The sequence below is a fragment of the Acinetobacter sp. YH12099 genome (genome assembly GCF_013419195.1).
GTDB classification, from domain to species: domain Bacteria; phylum Pseudomonadota; class Gammaproteobacteria; order Pseudomonadales; family Moraxellaceae; genus Acinetobacter; species Acinetobacter towneri.
This window is the reverse complement of the sequence record NZ_VPAP01000023.1, coordinates 1-24,800: the sequence shown is the minus strand read 5'-3', so window position 1 is coordinate 24,800 and position 24,800 is coordinate 1. Positions and strand designations below refer to the sequence as shown.

Here is a 24,800-nt window from a genome sequence, read left to right as displayed (position 1 = left end):
ATCCGCCAAATTAAACCGTTCTGAAATTACAATCGAAGATGATGAAGATTCGATCTCGGCAGACAACACAGGTTATGCACTGGAAGTGGGTTATTTACCAATCAATAGTTTGTTATTAGCAGCTGGTGTTGCAAAAGAAAATATTGACCCAATCCAAGCAAGCCAAATCGGTTTTATCAACAGCTTTACAAATGTTTGGACTGCTGAAGATGATACTATTGCAACACTTCGCGCAAAATATGTCACTCAAATTGGTAACTATTATACTAATTTTGAAGGTGCAACCTATTTTGCAGATGAAACAGTATATCGTCTAGGTGCAGACCTTTATATCGACCCAACTTTAAGCGTTGGTGTTTCTTTTGCAGATTCAACAGAAGAAGATTTTGATACTATCTTTAATGTACGTGCACAAAAATTCTTTACCCCAGCATTTGCTGTAGGTGTGAATTACACGACAACTGATGGTGCGGACTCTTACGGCATCAATGGTACATTCCGCTTCTAATCCCTTACATTAAAAGCAAAAAAATCCGCTCAAATTTGAGCGGATTTTTTTATTTGGATTACTGCTCCAAATGCACAATCTGCAACTGCAAACTCACATTGCCATTAAACACATTGCGCTCTAACTCATAAACCAAACGCACATCATCCCGCATCGGGTTAAATTCAAATTTATCTTTAGCACCAAACGCAATCGCATCAACCACTTGTCCATTGTCCAATGCCAAACGCAATTTTAAATGACTGTCCTTCAACCATCTAAAATCGACTACTCTAAACCGCCCTTCAAACACTGGCTGCGGAAATTTCTGTCCCCACGGTGCCAACTGCTGCAATAAATCCACCGTGTGTAAATGAAAAGCCTCTTGCGGCAATTCACCATCTGTCCACAGCACAGCATGAAATAAATCTGCATCCATTTGCGCAATGATCTGTTCAAAGACCTGTTTAAATTCTGCAAAGTGCGCCTTTTTAATGGTCAAACCTGCCGCAGCTGCATGCCCACCAAAATGACTAACCAAATGTGGATATTGTTCTGCAACCAATTCTATAGTGTCACGTATGTGAATCCCCTCAATTGAACGGGCAGAGCCTTTAATATGCTCACCATCTTCATCGGCAGCAAATACAATCGCAGGGCGATGAAACTGTTCCTTTAAGCGTCCTGCAACAATTCCAATTACACCTTGGTGCCAATGTTCTTCAAACATGATCAAGGCATGCGGTAAATCGCTTTGATCTAACTGCAGCTTTTCCAACTCTGCCAGCGCATCCTGTTTAATTTGCCCTTCAACCTGACGGCGTTCCTGATTCAAAGCATTTAACTGACGCGCCAAAGCATAAGCACTTTGCATATCCGCTGCCAGTAAACACTCGATTCCAATATCCATCGTTTCCATGCGCCCTGCAGCATTGATACGTGGCCCCAAGACAAAACCCAAATCCTGCGCTTTGAGCTGTGCGGGTTCACGTCCTGCCAAATCCAGCAATGCGCTAATCCCAGGACGACATAAATTCTGCTGTATCCGTTTCAAGCCTGCATCCACCAAAATACGGTTGTTATAATCCAGACTAGCGACATCGGCATAGGTGCCCAAAGCCACCAAATCTAAATATTGCGTTAAATTTGCAGCAGATTTGCCCTGTTTTTTACGCTGACTGGATAAGTTCGCCAACACATAAAATGCCACACCCACACCTGCCAAGGCTTTACTTGGGAAATCACAACCCAATTGGTTTGGATTGACCACAGCCTCTGCATTTGGGGTGGCTTTCGTTGTGAGGTGATGATCGGTAATGATGACCTGCATCCCCAAAGCTTGCGCACGCTCCACACCTTCATGACTGGAAATTCCGTTATCTACCGTAATTAATAAATCAGGTGCATAACGCTCAAAAGCCAAATCGGCAATGGCGGGGGTTAAGCCATAACCATATTTAAAACGGTCAGGTACTAAATACTGCACGTGTGCGCCCATTTCGCGCAATGCCAAAATCATAAGTGTGGTACTGGTCGCGCCATCGGCATCGTAATCGCCCACAATTACAATTTTTTTCTGCTGATCAATCGCCTGATCCATCAGCTGAATTGCTTCTGGTAGACCTTTCATGCTTGGAGCAAGCAAGTGCTTCAGTTTAAGTTCCAGCTCCTGCTCAGACGCAACGCCACGGCGCGCTAAAATTTGGGCAACAAATGTAGAGACGCCCTGAAAGTTTTCAGGGCGTGTAAGTAAAGGTCTTTGCTTTATTAGAATTTTTGACATAATTTCCAGTGATTTAAGGCATCAAGCGTTGTAGTTTCCACTCACCTTCAATTTTTTCATAAGCTAAGCGGTCATGCAAACGGTTCGGACGGCCTTGCCAAAATTCGTAATAATCAGGCTGCAAGCGGTAACCGCCCCAAAATATAGGTTTTTGCAATTCAGATTGATCGCCCACTTGGGCATGCAAGTCTTGGAAACGCGCCTGTAGTTCTTCACGGCTGGCAATCACACCACTTTGCGGAGTGCTAATATGCGCAGCGATTTGGTTGTCACGTGGGCGTTTGTGATAATACGCTGTCGATTCTTGCTCATCAATTTTTTCGACATAACCGCTGACACGAATCTGACGTTCCAGTTCAGGCCAGTAAAATAACAATTCAGCATAAGGATTGGCCGCTAAATCCAACCCTTTTTGACTGTCATAATTGGTATAAAAGTCATAGCCTGCTTCGGTGGCTCCACGCAGCAACACAGTACGCACATGCGGACGACCTTGCGCATTGGCAGTCGCCAATGACATCGCATACGGTTCATGCAGCTTGGCTTCTAAGGCATGGTTAAACCAATTCAAAAACTGAATATGCGGATTGGCACTGACCTGTGCTTCTAGCAATTCACCTTTTTGGTAACTTAAACGCAGCTCACTTAAATCTTTAATTAAATCACTCACGATTTACTCCCTTTAGACGGCATGACGACGTACAGCATCTGCTAAATCTTTCGCCATTGCCTTCACTTCAGCCAAATCATCACCTTCCACCATGACACGAATCACAGGTTCAGTGCCCGATTTACGAATCAATAAGCGTCCACGACCTTTCAGCTGTTCCGTAGCACGGTCAAACTCTTCCACCAAGGCAGGAACGGTATACGGATCAAACATATTTGCTAAGCGCACGTTTTCCAGCACATTTGGCAACAGTTTAAAATCTGCCACCAATTCATGTAGGGCTTTATTTTGTTCGACCATCACCGTTAACACTTGCAAGGCAGCAATAATTGCATCACCTGTGGTGCTCTTGTCCAAAGTCAAAATATGCCCCGATGGCTCACCACCAATAACCCAGCCATTTTCTTCCAGACCTTGTAGCACGTAACGGTCACCGACATTGGCACGGAGTAATGGTACTTGGGCTTTTTCTAACGCCAATTCCAGCGCCATATTGCTCATTAACGTCCCAACAATACCTGCAGGTTTTTTCGAGCCTTGTGTGGCAAGAATATATAAAATGTGGTCACCATCAATTTGCTTGCCTTGACTATCCACCAAAATCACACGGTCTGCATCACCATCAAATGCAACACCCAAGTCCGCCTGATGCTCAAGCACTGCTTTTTGCAAACTTTCAGGATGGGTTGAGCCGCAATTTTCGTTGATGTTTAAACCATTTGGCTCATTGTGAATGGCAATCACTTTCGCACCTAATTCACGGAATACCGCAGGGCCAACATTGTAGGCAGCACCATTGGCGCAATCGACCACAATGGTGAGGTCATTTAAATCTAAATGATATGGAAAGGTCGATTTACAAAACTCGATGTAACGCCCATTGGCATCTTTAACACGAACGCTTTTACCCAAGTTGGCCGTATCATCAATTTTTAATTCTTGCTGCAATTCTTGGTTAATTTCTTCTTGCAAGGCATCTGGCAGCTTTTTCCCTTCGCCCGAGAAAAATTTAATCCCGTTATCAAAATACGGATTATGCGATGCTGAAATCACAATGCCTAAACTGGCATGCAGGGCACGGGTTAAGTGCGCAATAGCGGGCGTAGGCAATGGACCGAGCAAATGCACATAGACACCTGCGGCATTTAAACCTGCCTGTAATGCTGCTTCTAAAATATAGCCTGAAAGACGTGTATCTTTACCTAATACCACAATAGGTTTATTTTTTTTGGTGTGTTTTTTTAAAACTTTACCTGCTGCAAAACCTAGTTTTAATGCAAAATCAGGTGTAATTGGTAACTCTCCAAACTTCCCTCGAATGCCGTCTGTACCAAAATAACTCATATTGTTCTCACTTCTTAGGGGTGATCTTTATCATCACTTTTTTACTGCGAGTTACTTTACACCAAAAATGAAAAAGCCGTCACATTGATGACGGCTTTTATTTGAAAATGCTACTAAATATCAACCAACGCGATAGTTCGGCGCTTCTTTAGTAATCGTCACATCATGCACGTGAGATTCCTGCATACCTGCTGCAGTAATTTTCACGAATTTAGCATTTTGGCGTAGATCTTCAATGGTTGAAGAACCTGTATAACCCATAGATGAACGTAAACCACCCATCATCTGATGCACGATGTTGCCCATTGGGCCTTTGTACGGTACACGACCTTCAATACCTTCTGGTACAAGTTTTTCTGCACCTGCTTTCGAGTCTTGGAAATAACGGTCTGCAGAACCTGTTGCACCCGCCATTGCACCCAATGAACCCATACCACGGTATGCTTTGTAGTAACGACCTTGGAAGAATTCAACTTCGCCCGGTGCTTCTTCAGTACCAGCAAGCAATGAACCCACCATAATGGTACTTGCACCTGCACCAATCGCTTTGGCCATATCACCAGAGAAGCGAATACCACCATCGGCAATTAATGGAATCTGTTCTTTCAATGCATTGGCAACAGCGTCAATTGCAGAGATTTGCGGCATACCAATACCTGCCACAATACGTGTGGTACAGATTGAACCTGGGCCAATCCCCACTTTCACTGCGTCTGCGCCTGCATCTAACAATGCCAAAGCAGCATCGCCAGTTGCAATGTTACCGCCAATTACTTGAACTTGTGGATAGTTAGCTTTTACCCAACGTACACGCTCAATTACGCCTGCAGAGTGACCGTGTGCAGTATCAACCACAATCGCATCGACACCTGCTTCAACCAATGCTTCTACACGGCTTGGTGTTTCTGCGCCTGTACCCACTGCAGCACCCACACGTAAACGACCTAAGTCATCTTTACAGCTGTTTGGATACAATTCTGCTTTACGGAAATCAGTGACCGTAATTAAGCCTTTTAATTCCTGCTGGTCATTCACCACCAAGACTTTTTCAATACGATGCTGTTGCAATAAAGCTTGAATGTTTTCTTTAGATTCGTCTTCGCGTACTGTCACTAAACGATCTTGACCTGTCATGATGTTGCTGACAGGTTGCTCAAGGTTGGTTTCAAAACGTGTATCACGTCCTGTCACAATACCGACAACTTTGCCATCTTTTACCACAGGTACACCGCTAATATTGTTGGCTTGAGTCAGCGCAATCAATTCACGTACTGTAGTTTCAGGCGTTACGGTAATTGGGTCTTTCACCATACCCGCTTCAAATTTTTTCACACGGCGCACTTCGGCTGCTTGCGCAACGATGTCCATGTTTTTATGCAAAATACCAATACCACCGTTTTGCGCCATCGCAATTGCCATACGAGATTCAGTCACCGTATCCATTGCTGCTGAAACCAAAGGAATATTCAGGTCAATGCCGCGCGTAAAACGTGTCTTTAAGGAGACATCTTTTGGGAGAACAGTAGAATAGGCAGGGAGTAATAAGACATCATCGAAGGTTAACGCTTCTTGAACGATGGTCAGCATAACAGTCTCACTGGTAATTTCCGTGAGCCATTATAAACAAATCTGGGCACAAATTTCATTTGTTCTCTAAGAAATATTTTTTATTCTGCCCTTCTGGGGGATGCGACATGAAAAAATCGGTAATTTTCATCTAAAAATTGAAGTTTTCATCCTTAGTTTGCTTTTTAGCCGTGCAGGTTTAAAACTTGCGATGTTTCATTTTTCAGGCAGATAAAGCCGCTTCAATGTGAACCATGATTGGCTATTTATCCAAAATTAGCCGTAAAAAAAAGCAAAGCCGCAGCTTTGCTTTTTCAATCTGGATTGCGATCAACAACTTAAAGCACCATTAAACCACTTGATCGAAGTCATCATCATTCACAGAAATGGCTGGATCGACTTGCACAAATGGAATCATGTTATGCGCACGACGTGCTTTATTGCATTGATCATCGGCAATTTGCACTTCTTTACAAGAGCTGCTGCGTAATTCATAAATCCCGCAGCTCACTTGCTGTCCAACTTCACCTTCTAAAGCGACACAACGCGGCTGACTCTGATTGGTACCACACATGCATGAATAGACTGCTGTTACTGGTTCCGTGTAGTGCTCAGGCATATTCATGCCTTCAGCCCAATAAAATGAAACACGGAAATAAGCGCAACACGCGCCGCAGCTTAAGCAGGCATCTGCTGTAGGTACTTGAGACAACATTCGTTAAGTTCTCGTCATCAAAAAAATCGTTTTTGGGCGAAAATCTTAAAAAAAGTTGTTTTTGCACTCAAGTTTTTTTTACAGTTTTTTCAGCTTTTTTTGTCGCTTATTCAGGGCAGCTAAAAACGTGTTCGTCCATCAAATCGACGCCACATTCCAGTGTTTCAATCCAGTCTAAGAATTGATTCACCTGTTCTTTGCCCACAAATGGCGTACCGTGTTGCGGCACAATCATTTCAACGTCCATGGTGCGTACCATATTCACCCAGAGGCGAATCACTTTATTGGAACACATATAGCGCTGATGGAAGCCTTTCATCGCAGGAATATGCGCAGCAAAATCAGTCAATGGAATTGAAGCATCTTCCACCATTGACGCACCCATATCACCAGAAAATAAAATTTTGGCGATAGGATCATAAAACTGGAAATTACCAACAGAGTGCAAGAAGTGCGCAGGCACAGCAATAATTTTAGACTCGCCCAAAGGAATTGCCTGACCTTCATCTGGCAGTTCCACCAAACGATCTAGCCAGTTGCCTTTCATACGATCACTCATAAAAGATGAGCTTAAGTGCGGCAAGAAACGCGCCCACAATTTTGATGCTACGATTTTTGCTTCGGTATAGACCAACCAACGTGGCATTGAAGTGATGATGTCTGGGTCTTGGTGCGATGCCATGACATAGTCAAGATTGGTCAAACGGGTATATTTGTTTAATTCCATGGTCAGTGGTACATAGGTCAGGTCGCCACCCGGGTCTAGCACTGCGGCACGGTTATTATCAATGATCAGAAATTGGTTGGCCTGAACACCTTCACCTTTGACCAAACTGGTAAAACTAATACATTTATGTGTCCCATTATCAAATAAGACCTGCGATGTTGTACGGTCAAATGCCATAACCAATCCCCAATTTTTTCATTTTAAAAATAGATTTTCTATCATTGAATAACATATAGCTATTTATGGAAAGTTACAATAAATAAAATGGCTCAGATTATCTGAAATATCAGTGAATTGCAGTACCATTCACATAAATAAATCCCGAGCAGTTTGCTCAAGATTTATGCATTTTAATGAATAATTTAGAATAAATAATGTTGCGCCAAAGTCGACACACCAATAATTAGGAAAATCAGTGCACCAATTTTATGAATTAAAGCAATTGGCAATCGGGTCGCTAATTTATTGCCAATAAATACCGCAGGTGCATTGGCCAGCATCATCCCCAAAGTGGTTCCAAGCATGACCCAAAACACGCTGTCATAACGTGCGGCTAAAGCCACTGTGGCAATTTGAGTTTTATCGCCAATTTCTGCCAAAAAGAACAATACAAAGGTCGCGCCAAATACACCGTATTTTTGCCACTTGTTGATGCTTTCAGTTTCATCATCTAGCTGGTCTGGAATAAGCATCCAAATCGCCATGCCAATAAAACCTAAAGACAAAATCCACAATAAAATTTCTGGGCTAAGTACCGTGGTAATCCACTGCCCTAAAACTGCAGAAAGTCCGTGGTTAATGAGTGTTGCCAGTAAAATAGCAACCAAGATTGGAGCAGGTTTACGAAAACGTGCCGCGAGTAATAAAGCCAATAGTTGGGTTTTATCACCCATTTCGGCTAAGGCGACAATGGCAGTCGAGATGAGGAATTCATACATGATGTTTTTCTCTGGCTAGCACACATACCAATGACCTATCCCTCCTGCTAGCCAAAATCTGCAGAGTGATAAATCAAAGGTCTTGCCAACAAAAGAAAGCTTGAAAAAGCAGACTTGGTTCTTTGCTATGATGACCATGTTCTGTGGAACAAATATGTTGACCATCACCTTTTTACTGCATTCAGTTGAAACAGAAATTAGTAAAAAGCGGCTACTCCCCAATGAAGTACAGCTATTCTAAACGGAATACTGCGGTTAAGCAAATTTAGCCGAATAACGGCAGTGACAAAAAACCCTGCCGCAGCAGGGTTTTATAAAGCTTTTCTGAGTTTAGAGCAGCAAGCTACGAATATCTGCCAACAACTGGGTCAGTTTATGGGTAAAACGTGCTGCATCTGCGCCATTAATTACCCGATGGTCATACGACAATGACAATGGCAACATCAAGCGCGGATCAAAGCCTTCACCATTCCAGACAGGCTGCATGGTCGCTGGTGAAATACCCAAAATCGCAACCTGCGGCCAGTTCACCAACGGCGTAAATGCCGTACCGCCAATCGAACCTAAACTGGTGATGGTAAAGTTTGCACCTTGTAAATCTTTAGGCGACAACTTTTTATCACGCGCTTTTTGACTCAACTCACCCAGTTCAATCGCAATTTGTTTAATCGATTTCTGATCTGGATTACGTAGTACAGGCACGGTTAAACCATCGGGGGTTGCCACCGCAATGCCCATGTGGATTTCTTTACGCAGCAGCACAGACTTTTGATCGTCTGCCAGATGCGCAGCGAAATATGGCTCATCTTTCAGCAAATGCGCTACTGCTTTGGCAATGAACGCCAAAATGGTCAGGCTGACACCTTCTTTTTTGAAGTTGGCTTTCAATTCACCGCGCCACGCTTCTAGCTCGGTAATATCGGCCAAATCAAATTGCGTGACTTGTGGGATGTAATTGTTCAGGGACAATTGCGGAATTGACACTTGTTGTAAGCGCGTCAAATCTTTTTCTTCCACACCACCAAATGCACTAAAGTCAGGTAGCTTTGGCAAACCTGTAACTTGCTGTGTTGTAGCAGCGACAGGAACAGTCTGCGGCGCAGTAAGACGCGCTTTGACATAAGCCTTCAAGTCTTCTTTGAGTACACGCGCATGTGGGCCAGTGGCGTTTACATCTGCTAAAACAACACCCAACTCACGTGCCAGTTTACGCACAGCAGGGCCTGCATACACTTTTGCATTGGCTTCATGTTGCGCCTTACTCAATTTGTCTACATTCGTATGCGCGCTTGCTGCAACTGTCGTGCTTTGTGCTGTAGATGCAGCACTGACTGCTGGCGATGTACTTGGTGCAGAGGCAACTTGAGCTGCTGCAACTGCTGTTGGTGCAGCTGCGCTTGCAGTTACTATCGTCACTAATGCATTGCCCTGCGCAACACTTTGTCCTAATTCTACATGAATCGCTTGAATCACGCCTGCAGTAGTACTTGGCACTTCTACCGTAGCCTTGTCTGATTCCACCACAATCAAACTTTGGTCAGCAGCAACCGTATCGCCCACTTGTACCAAAATTTCTGCCACTGTGGCTTTATCGACCCCTAAATCAGGCACTGCGACTTCAACCTGTGCTGATGCTGTTGTTTGTGGTGCTGATGCTGTTGTTTGTGGTGCAGATGCAGTTGCTGCGCTCGCTGTTGCAGCAGCCGCTTCTGCTGATGCCACTTGAGGTGTTTCCACCTGTGTGACTGCAGCAGCGGCGGTTTTCACTTTCAGAATCACCACACCTTCTTTTACGGTATCACCCGTATTGATTTGGATAGCGGTAACTGTACCCGACACCGTACTTGGCACTTCTACTGTAGCTTTGTCCGACTCCACCACAATAATGCTTTGATCCACATCAATCGCATCGCCCACTTGTACTAAAATTTCCCCAACAACGGCTTTTTCCACGCCAATGTCAGGTACTTGTACATCTACTTCTTGCGCAGTGTTTGATGTCGCTGAGCTTGGTGCTGCAGCGACCACTGGTTCAGCATCTTGCTTCGGTGCCGCGTCCACTTCGGCTTGCGGTGCAGCAACTTCTGTAGCAACTGCGGTTTGAGCTTCTGTTTCTAGCTCAATCAGCACCGCACCTTCAGTCACTTCATCGCCTTGTTGTACCAAAATACTTTTCACTACCCCTGCAGCGGTGCTGGGTACTTCAACAGAAGCTTTGTCTGATTCCAACAGGACAATGCTGTCATCAACTGCAATCGTGTCGCCAACTTTAACAAGAATATCTGCAACAGTGGCTTTATCGACACCAATATCAGGCGTTTGAATTTGCATGATCAGTGCTCCTCTTTGTAGTCAGCAACCGCTTGTACTTCAGGAACCGCTTGCGGTGCCCACGCGACAGGACGATCTGTATCTAACTCAAATGTCGAGATTGCATCTTTGACCAAACGCGCATCGACTTCGCCTTCATCAGCCAGTTTTTTCAAGGTGGCTACCACAATATGTGCTGCATCGACCCCAAAGTAGCTACGCAAGTTACCGCGGGTATCGGAACGACCATAACCATCGGTACCTAAGGCAACAAATGGACGATTGTCTGGCAAGTAACCGCGAATTTGCTCGCTATAGGCGCGCATGTGATCGGTAGCAGACACGACAATGCCATCTTTGCCACGTAACTGTTGTGAGATCCACGGCTCTTTGCTTTCTTCAGCCAATGGATGCAAACGGTTGTATTCTTCACACGCCATACCATCACGCGCCAATTCATTAAAACTGGTCACACTGTAGACATTCGAGTGGATTTGATACTCTTCACGCAAGATTTTCGCCGCTTTGATGACTTCACGCAAAATCACGCCTGAACCCAGCAATTGAACCGTGGCTTTTTCATCTTCCTGCAGCAAATACATACCGCGCTTAATGCCTTCTGCCACACCTTGTGGCATTTCAGGATGCTCGTAGTTTTCATTCATTACAGTGAGGTAATAGAACACGCGCTCCTGATTGACATACATGCGCTGCAAACCATCATGCACAATCACGGCAAGCTCATAACCAAAACATGGGTCATAAGACACACAGTTTGGAATGGTATTGGCTAAAATATGCGAGTGACCATCTTGGTGTTGCAAGCCTTCACCATTGAGTGTGGTACGTCCTGCAGTGGCACCCAACAAGAAACCTTGCGCCTGTGCATCACCTGCCGCCCATGCAATATCCCCAATACGTTGGAAACCAAACATGGAGTAATACATATACATTGGGATCATTGGTAAGTTATTGGTCGAATAACTGGTACCCAAAGCTGCCCAAGCACTCATTGCACCTGCTTCGTTAATGCCTTCTTGCAGCATGTGACCGTCTTTGGCTTCACGATAATGCATCAATTGTTCTTGGTCTTCAGGGGTGTATTTTTGCCCATGTGCGGCATAAATACCCAGTTGACGGAACATGCCTTCTAAACCGAAAGTACGTGCTTCATCGGGTACAATGGGTACCACACGGTCTTTAATGGCTTTTTCTTTGAGCAGGGCAGAAATCAAACGCACCATCACCATAGTGGTCGATTGTTCTTTGCCACCTGAACCTGCCAAGACTGAATCGAAAACTGATAATTCAGGAATTTGTAAAGCTTCGCTGTCTTTACGACGCGCAGGCAAATAACCACCCAACGCTTCGCGACGCGCTTTCATATATTTCAATTCAGGCGAATTTTCACTTGGACGATAGAACGGCACTTCTTCAAGTTGCTCATCGCTAAATGGCAAGTTGAAGCGGTCACGTACATATTTTAAAGAATCCAACTGCATTTTTTTGATTTGGTGGGTTTTGTTCACCGCTTCAATTTCATCAGACAAACCATAACCTTTGACGGTTTTGGCTAAAATGACCGTTGGCTGACCTTTAGCTTTGGTCGCTTCTGCATACGCCGCAAATACTTTGTACGGGTCGTGACCGCCACGGTTCAGATTATCAATATCTTCATCGCTTAAATCTTTGACTAATTCTTTGGCTTCAGGATATTTACCAAAGAATTTCTCACGGGCGTATGCACCGCCTTTCACTTGCAAGCGCTGATAATCGCCATCCACCGCTTCTTCCATGATGGCTCTTAATGCACCTGTGTCGTCTTTGTCCAATAAAGCATCCCAATGACGCCCCCAGACCACTTTAATCACGCGCCAACCTGCGCCACGGAATAACGACTCAAGTTCTTGAATGATTTTACCGTTACCGCGTACAGGGCCATCTAAACGCTGTAAGTTACAGTTCACCACCCAAATCAGGTTATCTAGCTTTTCACGACCTGCCAGTGAAATTGCACCCAAACTTTCTGGCTCATCCATTTCACCATCGCCTAGATATGCCCAGACTTTACGGTCTTCTTCTTTAATTAAACCGCGGTTCATTAAATATTTTTGAATATGTGCCTGATAAATTGACATGATTGGACCCAGACCCATCGATACCGTTGGGAACTGCCAATAGTCAGGCATTAAATAAGGATGTGGATAGCTAGGTAAACCGTTACCGCCCACTTCACGGCGGAAATTATTCAATTGATCTTCGGTTAAACGCCCTTCTAAAAATGAACGGGCATAAATACCGGGTGCACAGTGACCTTGGTAGTAGATCATATCACCGCCAAAATGATCACTATTGGCACGGAAGAAATGGTTAAAACCAACATCATATAATGTGGCTGAAGATGCGAAACTTGCAAGGTGACCACCTAAATCATCACCTGTTTTATTGGCACGCAATACCATTGCCAACGCATTCCAGCGAATCAGGGCGCGAATACGACGCTCCATATCCTGATCGCCTGGCATGGCAGGTTGTTCTTCCACTGAAATGGTATTGAGGTAAGGAGTATTTAATCGCTGAATGGGTACATGCTTTGCAATTGCACGTTGGTACAGTTTTTCGAGTAAAAATGCTGCCCGTTCAGTACCCATATGTTGTAACACAGCATCAAAGGCGTCTTGCCATTCTTGGGTTTCTTGTGAGTCCGTATCACCGTAAAACGCCATAATTCACTATTCCTAAGCCTAATCGTATGCTTTATATGTATCATAATTTAGACTTTAGTAGATATGGCTAATCTTAAATGCGTATCCTGCATACTATTTAGAAAATAAATAGTGATTGACACTTTCTTACAGCAAGTAACAAAAAACCGCCAATTTAGGCGGTTTTTTATACAATAAAGCAGATACTGCGTGTTATTATTTTTTTAGGTGATAAGTTGATGTCTGAAATGTCTCACTAGATTTCGCTAAAAGCTAAAACGTGAGTATAAAGAAAAGCGTCCTTTGCCGCTTTAATTTCATGTTTTAATTTGTAGTTCGCGTGTAGTTTACAGTGAGTGTGGCTAGAGCATGAATTTCTAGCCAAAACATTACGGCAACATTGCTAAATAGGTAGAAGGGTTCTTACGTTGACCATCTTTCACTACTTCATAATGTAAGTGAGGACCTGTACAACGACCTGTACAACCTACGTTGGCAATATGTTCACCTGCTTCAACGCGGTCACCTACACGTGCGATTAAGCGTGAAGCGTGTGCATAGCGCGTGATATAACCATTGCCATGGTTAATTTCTACATATTGACCATAACCTGTGCCCCAGCCTGACTTGGTCACAATACCTGGGCCAGTCGCATAAATTGGAGTACCGCTTGGTGCAGCAAGGTCTAAGCCTGAATGGTTTTCAGCACGACCACTCATGACACGACCGCCATAGTTCGAGCTAATACGTGCATTTGGTAATGGATGTGACACTAACCAAGCATAAGGATTTGAAGAAGCAAAACGGGTGCTGGTATTGGTACCGTATTTTTTTGCTAAAGACGCATTGTTTAATTCTGTAGTCTTTTCACGAAGCTTAACGGTCATCTGCGTTTGTGCAGGAACATCAATGTCTTGTGTTTCTGTATAAGAACCTTGTGACAAGGTGCGGGTTAATTGCTCAATACGATCAGTCGATGAATTTTGAGAATCTAACTCAACTAAATCAGCAAATGCGACAGATGCTGCCGAAGCTGCCAGTGAAAACGCTAATAAAATACGGCGCGAATGCATAAAAAAACCTCTTAACTGTTCTTACTTGAAGTTCCTTGTGATCTCTTCCTTGATATCTACTGAAAGGAGCGCATAAGATTAGGGCATAAACATGAAGGAATGATGTATGTCCGAACCTGTGAATCTCTTTCAACAAACAAGAAAACACATAAAAACAGGAAACCTAACGTTTCTCTCAACCCAAGTTGCTGCATGGCAGAAACTTGGCAAACTTATTCAACCTTTACTGCCGCAACCAGAGCAATGGCAGGTGGTTTGTTATCAACAAGGTGTCTTAACCATTACTGGAACGAATCAAGCGATGGTCAGTCAACTTGCTTATTTGCAAAAGCAATACATTACTCAACTGTCACAACTGCATGAACTGAAAGACATACAAAAAATTCAAGTTCGTTTAAGAGTTGAATCTCAAACGCCCCCAAAAAGCGAAAAGCCTTTAAGAACACTTAGTCCAGAAACTCAAGATATGTTACGAGGTGCTGCTGACTTTGTGAGCGACCCTAAGCTTAGCCAAGCTTTGTTACGTTTGGCAAGCAATAAAAAATAATTGTTTGCAGAAAACACCAAAAACTCGTGCTCAAATTTGTGATGAAATTCACATATTATTGTTGTTACATTATAACGTAGTAAGAAAAGACAATGACTTATGTCACATGCACAAAAGTGATCGGGCAAGAATTTATGTCATCAAATGTTACAATTTCATAACTGCTTGGATCGCTCTGAACATTGCGTAATAACTGATTATTTAAGGCATGTCCTGATTTATAACCATCAAACTTGGCAATAATTTGATGTCCAAGCAAGTACAAATCCCCCACAGCATCTAAAATTTTATGCCGTACAAACTCGTCCGAGAAGCGCAAACCTTCTTCATTGACCACGCCTGTATCATCTACCCCAATGGCATTATCTAAACTCGCACCCAAAGCCAAATTATTGGCTTTTAAATAGTCCAAATCTTTCATAAAGCCAAAAGTACGTGCGCCACTGACTTCATAGACAAAGGTTTCTGTAGAAAAATCGATGGTGGCAGACTGATATTCTTTTTTAAAGGCAGGATGATCAAAGTCGATGGTGAAATTGAGCTGAAAACCTTCATGCGGACTGAACACCGCACGTTTATCGTCAATTAAAGCTTCTACAGGTTTTAAAATTTTGATGAACTTTTTCGCAGCATCCTGTTCTTTTAAACCACCCTGCATCAACAAATAAATAAAAGGCCCTGCACTGCCGTCCATAATGGGCACTTCAGAGGCAGACACTTCAATAATCAAGTTATCAATGCCCAACCCTGCAATTGCACTCATAACATGCTCAATAGTGCCAACTTTGGCATTATCCTGAACCAAATTCGAGCACATAAATGCTTCTTGAATCAGCATGGCATCGGCTGGAATATCGACAGGCGGATTTAAATCGATACGACGAAACACAATTCCCCCATCGGCATGATGCGGCACAAAGTTGATCAATACTTTTTGACCACTGTGCAGACCAATACCGCTCGCCTTGACGACACGTTGTAGGGTACGTTGTTTCAGCATGTTCTCAATTCATCTAAATTTTAAAACCGCTATACGTTAGCATATTTAGCCATTGATAAAAAACAAAAAAGGCAGTTTAAAACTGCCTTTTCCCGATCACACAATGAAATTGAGGATCTTGGCTTATTTACGCTGCTGATTTTTCAAATAGTCTTGAATACTCATTGGCGTTGGACGCGCAGAGCCTGATGTTGTTGTCGCACTAATTGCAGGCGCAGTTTCTGCCTGCTGACGCTGAATTGCAGGCACATCATCTTCTTCTACTGCCGCTGTTGGTGCTGCAGAAGTGGTTTGTGTCACGGTGCGTTTTGCAGGCTCTGGTGTATCGCCTGTGTTACGCGCTAAACCAGTAGCAATAACAGTCACGCTAATTTCGTCACGCGCTTCAGGATCAAATACCGTACCGTAGAATACTTGGGTTTGTTCGGTATCTGAAAGTTGATGAATCACGTCCATGATCTCTTCGATTTCACCGAAGGTCACATCATCACCACCCGTTACGTTAATCAACAAGCCTTTGGCATTGGCAATGGTTACGCTATCGAGCAATGGGCTACGAATCGCTTGTTCAGCCGCTTGACGCGCACGGTTTTCACCACGACCTGAACCAACACCCATCATCGCATAACCGCGCGTACTCATCGCAGTTTTCAAGTCAGCAAAGTCTAGGTTGATGTGACCTGGACGTACCACCAAATCAAAAATACTGCGTACACCGTTCAACAAAACGTCATCGGCTTTTTTATACGCATCTTTCATTGAAATGTCGCGGTAAACTTTCATTAAACGCTGGTTTGGAATAATGATTAAAGAGTCTACATGCTGTTCTAATGCCGCAATCCCTTTTTCCGCAGAAAGTAAGCGACGCTTACCCTCAAAGTTAAATGGCGTAGTCACCACACCAACAGTCAAAATGCCCATTTCTTTGGCAATTTCAGCCACAACTGGCGCAGCACCTGTACCTGTACCACCGCCCATCCCTGCAGTCACAAACACCATGTCTGTGCCTTCAAGTTGCTGACAGATCAGCTCGCGGCTTTCTTCCGCTGCAGTTTGACCCACTTGAGGATCACCGCCCGCGCCTAAACCACGTGTGCTTTGCTCACCTAGCTGGATTTTGAATTGCGAATTCATGCGATCCAATGCTTGTTTGTCCGTATTGGCACAAACAAATTTTACACCCTGAATATCCGACTCAAGCATGTGCTGCACAGCGTTACCACCTGCACCACCCACACCAAACACAGTGAAACGGGCTTGACCGTTGCTATCGGTTTGATCATCTATAAATTCAAATGAGGCCATGACCTTTAGATTTCCTAATACGTTATTGGCAGTCACTTAAGCCCGTATACTGCCTTGATCTTCATAAAAATTATTTTTAAGAATGCTGTTCAACTTCTGGCTTGTCAAGTACCAGTGATGATCCGTACAACTTCCTAACAATATTCCCAAAAAACTCAACTAAAAAATAGATTTTAACTTTTCGTTCAAGCCAGACCATGCCCGTCCGACACGCCCCCAAACCGATAAGGTTTCAGGGTCTTCATGTTCTACAATCGTGTCTTGAGTATAGTTTTGACTATAAAGCAATAAGCCTGAAGCTGTTGCATATTGTGAACGGCGTAAGGCGGCCTGATGCGGTTCATCGGCATAAACTTGTGAAGGATGATTCCCCAAGTGTGCCGAAACACCCAACATACGACGTACCAAGCTGATCATGCCTTCAATTTGTGAGGCATCGCCCGCCAAAACCACACCATGATATAAACCATGAATGGCACCGCTCTTTTCGAGTTCCTGACGAATTTGTGCAAAAATTTCTTCATAACGCGCAATAATGATTTCCGCCAGTTCAATACGGCTAATGGTTTGCGGCCCATCAATGCCCTGAATCTGAATCATGTGATCAGGTTTGACCACTTTCATATCTACACAGCCATACAATAGCTTAATCCGTTCAGCTTCTTCAGTTGTGGTTTGTAACACCGCTGCAATATCGCGGGTGACATGCTCACCACCACGCTGCAAAGTGTGTGCCAAGGCCAAACGTCCATCTAAATAAACTGCAATACTGGTCGTACCTGCGCCAATATCTACCAGACACACACCGTATTCTTTTTCATCTTTAAGCAGACTGGCTTCTGCAGTGGCTAAATTTGACACCACCATTTTTTCGACACCAATATTGGCACCTTTTAAAGCACGGTCTAAATTCTGCATGGTGCTAATAGGCAACATCATCAATTGATAATGCCCCGTCATGCTATGTGCTGACATACGAATTGGGTTTTGTACCCATTCACCCGAATCATCTAAATCGAAACCGAGTGGTACTGCGCTCACCAAATAATGGTCTGAGGTGAGGTGACTGGCTTTGGCCAAGTCCAATGCGCGTACCACTTCACTGGTGGTAATGGTGTGATCACTACTTTCAATAGGTGTGCGACCTGAAGCATAAAAGCTTTTTAGTTCTGCACTAGGAATAGAAATCCATGCCGAATGCACACGGCATTCCGCCATATCTTCTGCTTCTTGCACGGCATTTTTAATTGCAGTAATCACTTTATCGAGACTGACAATTTTTCCTTTACTCATGCCTCGATTACGTGCGGTGGCCATACCAATGACTTGGATATTGTCTGGCGCATGGACCTTAGCAATCAAAACTGAAACTTTGTGCGTCCCAATGTCAATCGCAACAACCGAGGGAACAGCTTCACTCATTTATTCACTACCATTACCAGTATGTTTAATTTATGGCTTAATGCCTCTATTTTTTTAAAGCCCAATATTATGGCTTTGCTCTTATTCCCTCTGCAATGCTTGTGTCATCAATCGTTACAACAAAGTGACCATTTGCAATTTTTGGCGGAATTGAGTTTTTCCATTGAATGGCTAAACCATTGCGATAACGCAAATCGATGGCGGATATTTTAGACCATACAGGTTTCAAATCACTTTGTGCAAGATGCCCCAAGCGCTGCAGCTTACTCATGGTTTGATCTTTATCTACAATAACACGTAGACCTGAATCAAACTGCATAAACCACGTCATACGTTCTGTTAAATATAGTTCTTTTAAACGATCGTTGACGGGTAAGAATAATTGGTTAATTTCATTATAACGACGCATCATCATTTTAGATTGATGCGTTGGCCCGTGTAATAACGGTAAATGTTGATTATTTTGTGGCGTGACCTCGGTAAAGACTTCACCGCTGTCACTGAGCAAACGACCTGTCCCCCAACGTGCAATTGGATGACGCGGCATAACCCGCACACGAATAGCATTCGGCCACGCACGTGAAACCACCACTCGATCTACCCAAGACAACTCCAAAGCGGTATCGCGGATTTGCTCTAGGTCAGAGGTGAAATAGTTCTTGGTCATTACAGGGTTCACATGCGTCATCACTTGGCGGTGTTCCGCATCTGAACGTGTACCCACTACATCTAGCTTGGCAATTTGTGCATCGGTCATGACTTTGTATAGCCCGTACGCACCCACTGCCAACACGAGCACCGCAACGCACAGCATTACCCAACCGCCAAAATGAATCAGCTTTTCTTTGGCTGTTGGCGGTTTGTCATGAATCGAGGTAATCGCTGCCCGTTTACGGCGCAAGGATGCAGGAAGTTGAGCCATATTTAGTGTGCTTCACCTGTAAGGGTTTGTGCCAAAATTGCCACACACAGCTCATCAAAACTATAGCCGACTGCATTTGCCGCTTTCGGAACTAAAGAGTGGCTGGTCATTCCCGGCACGGTATTCACTTCCAATAGCCAGAAATTGCCGTTCTCATCTTGCATGGCATCAATACGACCCCAGCCACTTGCACCCACGGCTTGGAAGGCACGTAATGCCAAAGCTTGTAACTGTTGCTCTTCGGCAGTGCTTAAACCACACGGAATACCGTATTGCACATCATTACGTTGATATTTGGCTTCATAATCATAGAACGCCACATCTTTCGGTGGTTCTAAACGAATAATCGGTAAAGCCTGACCATTTAACAGCACGATGGTAAATTCACGTCCTGTAATCCATTTTTCAGCCATAACAATAGCGTCATGTGCAGTTGCTTTCGCTACAGCATCGGCAAAGTCTTCTACTTTTTCGACTTTGCTCATGCCAATACTTGAACCTTCATGTACAGGCTTGATGATGAGTGGTAAACCCAATTCGGCAACCACGTCTTCAATATTGGAATCTTTGCTAACAATACGATATGGCGCAGTTGGCAAGTCAGAACCTTGCCAAATTTGCTTGGTCTTCACTTTGTCCATGCCAATGGCTGAACCTTGCACGCCCGTACCCGTGTATGGAATATTCAACCATTCCAAAACACCTTGAATTTGACCATCTTCACCACCGCGCCCGTGTAACACAATAAAGGCACGATCATAATTGACCAATTCGGTCACGCTACGTGTTTGTGGATCAAATGCTTCTGCATTGACCCCAGAACGTAGCAGTGCTTCGAGTACTGCTTGACCGCTGTCTAGAGAAACCTCACGCTCAGCAGATTTTCCACCCAATAACACGGCAACTTTGCCGAACTTTGAAGCATTTGACACGTTTATATCCTTAAACTTTAAACTGGTCGATCAAATTCAAACATCACAGGTTGTGATTATTTTAAATATAAATGGTTTTGTGCAAGCTCGATTGAAATCGCCCCCACATTACCTGCACCTTGGGTCAATAACAAGTCATTGGCCTGTAACACTTGTTTCACAATATTCGGTAGGTTGCCGTCATTTGGATCGACCAAAATTGGCTCAACCTGACCACGCAAACGAATACTGCGTGCCAAAGTACGGCTATCTGCGCCAACAATTGGTTTTTCACCCGCAGGATAAACATCGAGCAATAACAATTGATCGACTTGTGACAACACTTCCACAAAGTCATCAAAACAGTCACGGGTGCGACTAAAACGGTGTGGCTGGAACAACATCACCAAACGGCGATCAGGATGACTTTGACGCGCAGCTTTAATGGTGGCTTCCACTTCTTTCGGGTGATGTCCGTAGTCATCTACCAATTTCACATTGCCGTCTGCTACCGCAAACTCACCTTGTACTTGGAAACGACGACCGACACCGCTAAAGCCTTCTAAAGCACGGCAAATTGCACCATCAGAAACGCCTTCATCGGTGGCAATTCCAATTGCAGCCAAGGCATTCAATACGTTATGCAGCCCCGGTTGATTCACCGTCACGCGTAACGGTTCGCGGTCTTTACGCAGTACAGTAAAGTGTGTGCGCATACCGTCTTGATCAACATCAACGGCACGAATATCGTTGTCTTCATTAAAACCATAGGTCAATACAGGGCGCCCGATACGCGGCATGATTTCACGAATATTGGCATCATCACCACACACCACAGCCAAACCGTAGAATGGCAGTTTGTGCAAAAATTGAATAAAGGTATCTTTTAAGGTATCGAAACTACCACCATAGGTGTCCATGTGGTCGGCATCAATATTGGTCACCACAGCCGCCATTGGCTCTAGGAATAAGAACGATGCATCAGATTCATCGGCTTCTGCCACGATATAACGGCTAGCACCCAATGCTGCATTGACCCCAGTACGGTTTAGCAAACCACCAATCACGTAAGTTGGATCCATGTTTTCTTCGGCCAACATACAGGTGATTAAACTGGTAGTGGTGGTTTTACCATGTGTACCCGCGACTGCAATACCATGACGGTAACGCATCAACTCGCCCAGCATTTCAGCACGACGCACCACAGGAATACGGGTGTCAATTGCTGTTTTAATTTCTGGGTTTTCTGGGTCAATTGCAGTAGACACCACCAACACATTGGCGCCTTTAATATTCTCTGCCGCATGCCCAATATAAACCTTGATGCCGTTTTCTTCTAATTGCGCTGTGGTTTTTGAAGCTTTGATGTCTGAACCCGACACTTTATAGCCTTGGTTTTTCAAGACTTCGGCAATACCACACATCCCCGCGCCACCAATACCCACAAAATGAATGTGTTTGATACGGCGCATTTCAGGCACTTTGATTAATTTTTTCGCTTGATCAGCGGGTGTAGATGGAGACATATTTTACTCGAACAATGCTTGAATAAGACGAACCACGTGTTGAGTTGCATCAGGCTGCGCCTGCTGACGGGCTTTGACCGCCATTTCAGACAACAATTGACGATTCATTAACGGGGTTAATAATGTTGTTAAACTTTCAGGTGTCATGCTGGCTTGCGGACAGATTTTTGCTGCACCAAGATCGGCTAAAAACTTGGCATTGGCAGTTTGGTGATCATCCACCGCACTAGGCAATGGTACAAATACTGCTGCAACACCTGCAGTCGCGACCTCGGTTACCGTGAGTGCGCCCGCACGACAAATAATTAAATCGGCATCACTATAGGCTTTGGCCATATCTTCAATAAAAGGCTGTACCTCAACCTGTAAATGGTCAGGCTTGTGTGCATAACGTGCCTGCGTCGCTTCGGCATGGTTTTGCCCACATTGATGATAAACATCTAAAGCGACATTTAGTTGCTTTAACGTTTCAGGTACACATTCATTTAAGGCTTGTGCACCTAGTGAACCACCCACAATTAAAATACGAATTGGCAAGCCTGCTTTTTCACGTTCCTGATAGCGCCATGCAGGGCTTAAGGTCGCAGTGATTTCTTCACGAACAGGGTTGCCTGTGGTGACAATTTTGTTACTGTTTGGAAAGGTATTTGGGAAAGCCTGACACACGGTTTTTGCCACACGTGACAATTGAGTGTTGGTAAAACCCGCAACTGCATTTTGTTCGTGAATCAGCACAGGAATACCCAAAGCACGTGCTGCCAAGCCACCCGGCCCTGCCACATAACCACCAAAACCTGCAACAGCATCAACTTTTAATTGCTTCATGTAACGCACAGCACTGAGCGTTGCGCCTAAAATTTTAAATGGTGCAGCCAGTTTACGGATCAAACCGTTGCCACGTACACCTTGAATATTAATTTGGTAAATTGGGATATTATGATTTTTAAGCAGACGATTTTCCATGCCCGTTGGGGTCGCCAACCATGACACTTGAATCCCTTGTTGCTGTAATTGTTTTGCGACGGCCAAAGCGGGAAAAACATGTCCACCTGTACCTGCGGCCATCATCATGACATGTTTAGGCTGTTGTTGCTGTGCGTCAGTCACGGTTTAATTCTTCAACTCAAAATAAGGCAAATAAAAATCTTGTATAAGCTATCAATTGTAATCACAAACGCATGGGCTTTAAAGGTTATTTACTTTTTTTCACCAAGTGCTTGATTGTTTTTTTCTACAGATTTTCAAGTTTAAACTAGTTTTATTATTAATCTACGGAAAATGTTAAGTTTTATTCAATTTTACCTGCTTTGATTGATCTATTTTGCAAAGTGTTTAAGTTGTTTTTTGTATCCACGTCTCTAAAAACAAGGCCGCTTTCAAATAGAAAACGGCTTTTGTATTGATACAGTGAGCATAAAGCCCAAACTTAGTTGGGACGACCTGCTTCGAGTACGTCAAATAAATCATCGGCTATAGATGTGCCAAACTGTGCGTCAATTTCACGAATACAAGTTGGACTGGTCACGTTAATTTCAGTGACATAGTTGCCAATCACATCTAGTCCGACAAAAACCAGGCCTTTTTCGCGTAAGTATGGCCCGACTTTGGCTGCAATGGCCTTGTCATTTTCAGTCAATGGACGTGCTTCACCTAAACCACCTGCAGCTAAATTGCCGCGCACTTCGCCATTTTGTGGGATACGCGCCAAGCAATAAGGCACAGGTTCGCCATTGATCATGAGGATGCGTTTATCACCATCTACAATTTCTGGAATATAGCGCTGCGCCATGATTGGCTGAGTGCCGTTGTTGGTCAGAATTTCAATGGTTGAGCCAATATTGACCCCATCTTGGTACAAACGGAAAATTCCCATGCCGCCCATGCCATCGAGCGGTTTAACGATCACATCACCATGTTGCTGAATAAATTCACGAATCAGGCTTTGTTGTGAAGTGACCAATGTCGGAACTTGTAGTTCTGGGAATTGAGTCGCAAACAGCTTTTCATTACAGTCACGCAGGCTTTGCGGCTTGTTGATGATCCATGCGCCTTCGCGTTCAGCTTGCTCTAAAATATATGTGGTATAAACGAAATTCATGTCAAAAGGCGGGTCTTTACGCATGAGAATGACATCATAATCAGCTAAGGATTCTTTGCGTTTTTCGCCCAATTCGTAATAATGGTTATAATCTTCAAAGACTTTGAGCGATGCAATCAGACCAAATGCCTTGCCCTGATCAATATATAAGTCTTGCTGTAATGCATAGCCCAAGGTATGCCCACGACGGCTTGCCGCCCATAACATCGCCATGGTTGAGTCTTTTTTCAAATTGACACTTTCGATGGGATCCATCACAACAAGTACGCGCATATTTCGGTGCTCTTTTGAAGAATTGAATAAGCAAAAGTATAGCGGAGTTTGGCTTTGGTTTTGCTGCAATTTTCGTAACGCTTTATCCACGATCATCATGCACTTAGGAGTATGCGATGCAACAAGCGATTATTGGTTTTCATTTAGATGAAGAAAATGATTGGGTCGCAGATTTGGCCTGCGGTCATGGGCAGCATGTGCGGCATAATCCACCGTGGCAAAACCGCCCGTGGGTAATCACAGAGCAAGGGCGCAAGGAAAAGTTGGGGGTGATGCTGGAGTGTAAGAAGTGTGAGGAGGAGACTGAGTGAATACGCTTAGATACTCAGTGTTATTCATACCCTCTTCATACGGTAATCCTCCCTAAAAATAATTGAGTTTAAAAGTAGAAAATCGAATAACCTTGATTTAAGGAGATTTTCTATGAAAACATCTAAGTATTCAGACAGCTTGATCATGAGTATCTTGAAGCAAGCTG

Annotated in this window: 20 protein-coding genes, 1 pseudogene and 1 riboswitch; of the genes and pseudogenes, 3 read left to right on the top strand and 18 right to left on the bottom strand. The window is 44.0% G+C overall.

The features are described from left to right. Position 1: 1 nt before the first annotated feature. A pseudogene (locus FTU39_RS11680) lies at positions 2–508 on the top strand (putative porin); the annotation flags it as partial. Between the two features lie 58 nt (positions 509–566). On the opposite strand, the gene recJ reads toward FTU39_RS11680, so the two are convergent. From recJ to FTU39_RS11630, 10 genes are all read right to left on the bottom strand, one after another. Continuing rightward, positions 567–2,270, bottom strand: coding sequence for a single-stranded-DNA-specific exonuclease RecJ (recJ, locus tag FTU39_RS11675; protein WP_180052212.1), 1,704 nt, complete (start codon positions 2,268–2,270; stop codon positions 567–569). Between the two features lie 13 nt (positions 2,271–2,283). Then, entirely contained in the window at positions 2,284–2,940 is a 657-nt protein-coding gene (gene pdxH / locus FTU39_RS11670) for a pyridoxamine 5'-phosphate oxidase (protein ID WP_096901662.1), read from the bottom strand. Between the two features lie 12 nt (positions 2,941–2,952). Then, a complete protein-coding gene (gene glmM / locus FTU39_RS11665; RefSeq protein WP_131261207.1) occupies positions 2,953–4,284 on the bottom strand; it encodes a phosphoglucosamine mutase in 1,332 nt (443 codons plus the stop codon). Positions 4,285–4,404: 120 nt separating this feature from the next. Further along, positions 4,405–5,871: an IMP dehydrogenase gene (guaB, locus tag FTU39_RS11660; RefSeq protein ID WP_004974257.1), complete on the bottom strand. Its 1,467-nt coding sequence runs from the start codon at positions 5,869–5,871 to the stop codon at positions 4,405–4,407. 328 nt (positions 5,872–6,199) lie between these two features. Then, complete coding sequence (locus FTU39_RS11655) at positions 6,200–6,565, bottom strand: YkgJ family cysteine cluster protein (RefSeq protein WP_004974255.1); 366 nt, start codon at positions 6,563–6,565, stop codon at positions 6,200–6,202. Positions 6,566–6,671: 106 nt separating this feature from the next. Then, positions 6,672–7,469 carry an MBL fold metallo-hydrolase gene (locus FTU39_RS11650; protein WP_004974253.1) on the bottom strand — a complete coding sequence of 266 codons (798 nt, stop codon included), beginning with the start codon at positions 7,467–7,469 and terminating at the stop codon, positions 6,672–6,674. 185 nt (positions 7,470–7,654) lie between these two features. Further along, positions 7,655–8,230 (bottom strand): TMEM165/GDT1 family protein, encoded by a 576-nt coding sequence (locus tag FTU39_RS11645; RefSeq protein WP_004974251.1) that lies wholly within the window; start codon positions 8,228–8,230, stop codon positions 7,655–7,657. Between the two features lie 72 nt (positions 8,231–8,302). Continuing rightward, positions 8,303–8,462, bottom strand: a riboswitch (yybP-ykoY riboswitch). Between the two features lie 98 nt (positions 8,463–8,560). Then, entirely contained in the window at positions 8,561–10,561 is a 2,001-nt protein-coding gene (locus tag FTU39_RS11640) for a 2-oxo acid dehydrogenase subunit E2 (RefSeq protein WP_180052211.1), read from the bottom strand. 2 nt (positions 10,562–10,563) lie between these two features. Beyond that, positions 10,564–13,266 (bottom strand): pyruvate dehydrogenase (acetyl-transferring), homodimeric type, encoded by a 2,703-nt coding sequence (aceE, locus tag FTU39_RS11635; RefSeq protein WP_180052210.1) that lies wholly within the window; start codon positions 13,264–13,266, stop codon positions 10,564–10,566. 368 nt (positions 13,267–13,634) lie between these two features. Next, on the bottom strand, positions 13,635–14,318 hold the full coding sequence (locus tag FTU39_RS11630; protein ID WP_096901653.1) for a M23 family metallopeptidase: 684 nt from the start codon (positions 14,316–14,318) through the stop codon (positions 13,635–13,637). Positions 14,319–14,424: 106 nt separating this feature from the next. On the opposite strand from FTU39_RS11630, the gene FTU39_RS11625 reads away from it, so the two are divergent. After that, positions 14,425–14,865: a DciA family protein gene (locus FTU39_RS11625; protein WP_004974242.1), complete on the top strand. Its 441-nt coding sequence runs from the start codon at positions 14,425–14,427 to the stop codon at positions 14,863–14,865. 97 nt (positions 14,866–14,962) lie between these two features. Here FTU39_RS11625 and lpxC read toward each other — a convergent pair whose 3' ends face one another. From lpxC to gshB, 8 genes are all read right to left on the bottom strand, one after another. Beyond that, positions 14,963–15,865 carry a UDP-3-O-acyl-N-acetylglucosamine deacetylase gene (gene lpxC, locus FTU39_RS11620; RefSeq protein ID WP_004974240.1) on the bottom strand — a complete coding sequence of 301 codons (903 nt, stop codon included), beginning with the start codon at positions 15,863–15,865 and terminating at the stop codon, positions 14,963–14,965. A gap of 123 nt (positions 15,866–15,988) precedes the next feature. Beyond that, the gene (ftsZ, locus tag FTU39_RS11615; RefSeq protein ID WP_004974238.1) at positions 15,989–17,170 is read right to left on the bottom strand and encodes a cell division protein FtsZ; all 1,182 of its coding nucleotides are present in this window, start codon (positions 17,168–17,170) and stop codon (positions 15,989–15,991) included. Positions 17,171–17,329: 159 nt separating this feature from the next. Further along, the gene (ftsA, locus tag FTU39_RS11610) at positions 17,330–18,592 is read right to left on the bottom strand and encodes a cell division protein FtsA (protein ID WP_004974236.1); all 1,263 of its coding nucleotides are present in this window, start codon (positions 18,590–18,592) and stop codon (positions 17,330–17,332) included. Positions 18,593–18,659: 67 nt separating this feature from the next. Next, positions 18,660–19,514, bottom strand: a complete 855-nt coding sequence (locus FTU39_RS11605) for a cell division protein FtsQ/DivIB (RefSeq protein WP_004974235.1) — start codon at positions 19,512–19,514, stop codon at positions 18,660–18,662. Between the two features lie 2 nt (positions 19,515–19,516). Beyond that, entirely contained in the window at positions 19,517–20,446 is a 930-nt protein-coding gene (locus FTU39_RS11600; protein ID WP_004974232.1) for a D-alanine--D-alanine ligase, read from the bottom strand. A 56-nt stretch (positions 20,447–20,502) separates the two neighbouring features. After that, positions 20,503–21,951, bottom strand: a complete 1,449-nt coding sequence (gene murC, locus FTU39_RS11595; RefSeq protein ID WP_096901645.1) for a UDP-N-acetylmuramate--L-alanine ligase — start codon at positions 21,949–21,951, stop codon at positions 20,503–20,505. Positions 21,952–21,954: 3 nt separating this feature from the next. Next, positions 21,955–23,058, bottom strand: coding sequence for an undecaprenyldiphospho-muramoylpentapeptide beta-N-acetylglucosaminyltransferase (gene murG, locus FTU39_RS11590; RefSeq protein ID WP_096901644.1), 1,104 nt, complete (start codon positions 23,056–23,058; stop codon positions 21,955–21,957). Between the two features lie 319 nt (positions 23,059–23,377). Then, on the bottom strand, positions 23,378–24,322 hold the full coding sequence (gene gshB, locus FTU39_RS11585; protein WP_180052209.1) for a glutathione synthase: 945 nt from the start codon (positions 24,320–24,322) through the stop codon (positions 23,378–23,380). 116 nt (positions 24,323–24,438) lie between these two features. On the opposite strand from gshB, the gene FTU39_RS11580 reads away from it, so the two are divergent. After that, positions 24,439–24,633: a DUF3565 domain-containing protein gene (locus tag FTU39_RS11580; RefSeq protein WP_070155853.1), complete on the top strand. Its 195-nt coding sequence runs from the start codon at positions 24,439–24,441 to the stop codon at positions 24,631–24,633. Positions 24,634–24,800: the final 167 nt, after the last annotated feature.

What these genes read in the sequence shown, in the direction of transcription:
- FTU39_RS11645 (WP_004974251.1), bottom strand. Translation starts at nt 8,230, where the DNA reads ATGTATGAATTCCTCATCTCGACTGCCATTGTCGCCTTAGCCGAAATG.
- glmM (WP_131261207.1), bottom strand. Translation starts at nt 4,284, where the DNA reads ATGAGTTATTTTGGTACAGACGGCATTCGAGGGAAGTTTGGAGAGTTA.
- FTU39_RS11625 (WP_004974242.1), top strand. Translation starts at nt 14,425, where the DNA reads ATGTCCGAACCTGTGAATCTCTTTCAACAAACAAGAAAACACATAAAA.
- gshB (WP_180052209.1), bottom strand. Translation starts at nt 24,322, where the DNA reads ATGCGCGTACTTGTTGTGATGGATCCCATCGAAAGTGTCAATTTGAAA.
- FTU39_RS11605 (WP_004974235.1), bottom strand. Translation starts at nt 19,514, where the DNA reads ATGGCTCAACTTCCTGCATCCTTGCGCCGTAAACGGGCAGCGATTACC.
- FTU39_RS11580 (WP_070155853.1), top strand. Translation starts at nt 24,439, where the DNA reads ATGCAACAAGCGATTATTGGTTTTCATTTAGATGAAGAAAATGATTGG.
- lpxC (WP_004974240.1), bottom strand. Translation starts at nt 15,865, where the DNA reads ATGCTGAAACAACGTACCCTACAACGTGTCGTCAAGGCGAGCGGTATT.
- ftsZ (WP_004974238.1), bottom strand. Translation starts at nt 17,170, where the DNA reads ATGGCCTCATTTGAATTTATAGATGATCAAACCGATAGCAACGGTCAA.
- FTU39_RS11640 (WP_180052211.1), bottom strand. Translation starts at nt 10,561, where the DNA reads ATGCAAATTCAAACGCCTGATATTGGTGTCGATAAAGCCACTGTTGCA.
- ftsA (WP_004974236.1), bottom strand. Translation starts at nt 18,592, where the DNA reads ATGAGTGAAGCTGTTCCCTCGGTTGTTGCGATTGACATTGGGACGCAC.
- FTU39_RS11630 (WP_096901653.1), bottom strand. Translation starts at nt 14,318, where the DNA reads ATGCATTCGCGCCGTATTTTATTAGCGTTTTCACTGGCAGCTTCGGCA.
- FTU39_RS11650 (WP_004974253.1), bottom strand. Translation starts at nt 7,469, where the DNA reads ATGGCATTTGACCGTACAACATCGCAGGTCTTATTTGATAATGGGACA.
- recJ (WP_180052212.1), bottom strand. Translation starts at nt 2,270, where the DNA reads ATGTCAAAAATTCTAATAAAGCAAAGACCTTTACTTACACGCCCTGAA.
- murC (WP_096901645.1), bottom strand. Translation starts at nt 21,951, where the DNA reads ATGTCTCCATCTACACCCGCTGATCAAGCGAAAAAATTAATCAAAGTG.
- FTU39_RS11655 (WP_004974255.1), bottom strand. Translation starts at nt 6,565, where the DNA reads ATGTTGTCTCAAGTACCTACAGCAGATGCCTGCTTAAGCTGCGGCGCG.
- guaB (WP_004974257.1), bottom strand. Translation starts at nt 5,871, where the DNA reads ATGCTGACCATCGTTCAAGAAGCGTTAACCTTCGATGATGTCTTATTA.
- aceE (WP_180052210.1), bottom strand. Translation starts at nt 13,266, where the DNA reads ATGGCGTTTTACGGTGATACGGACTCACAAGAAACCCAAGAATGGCAA.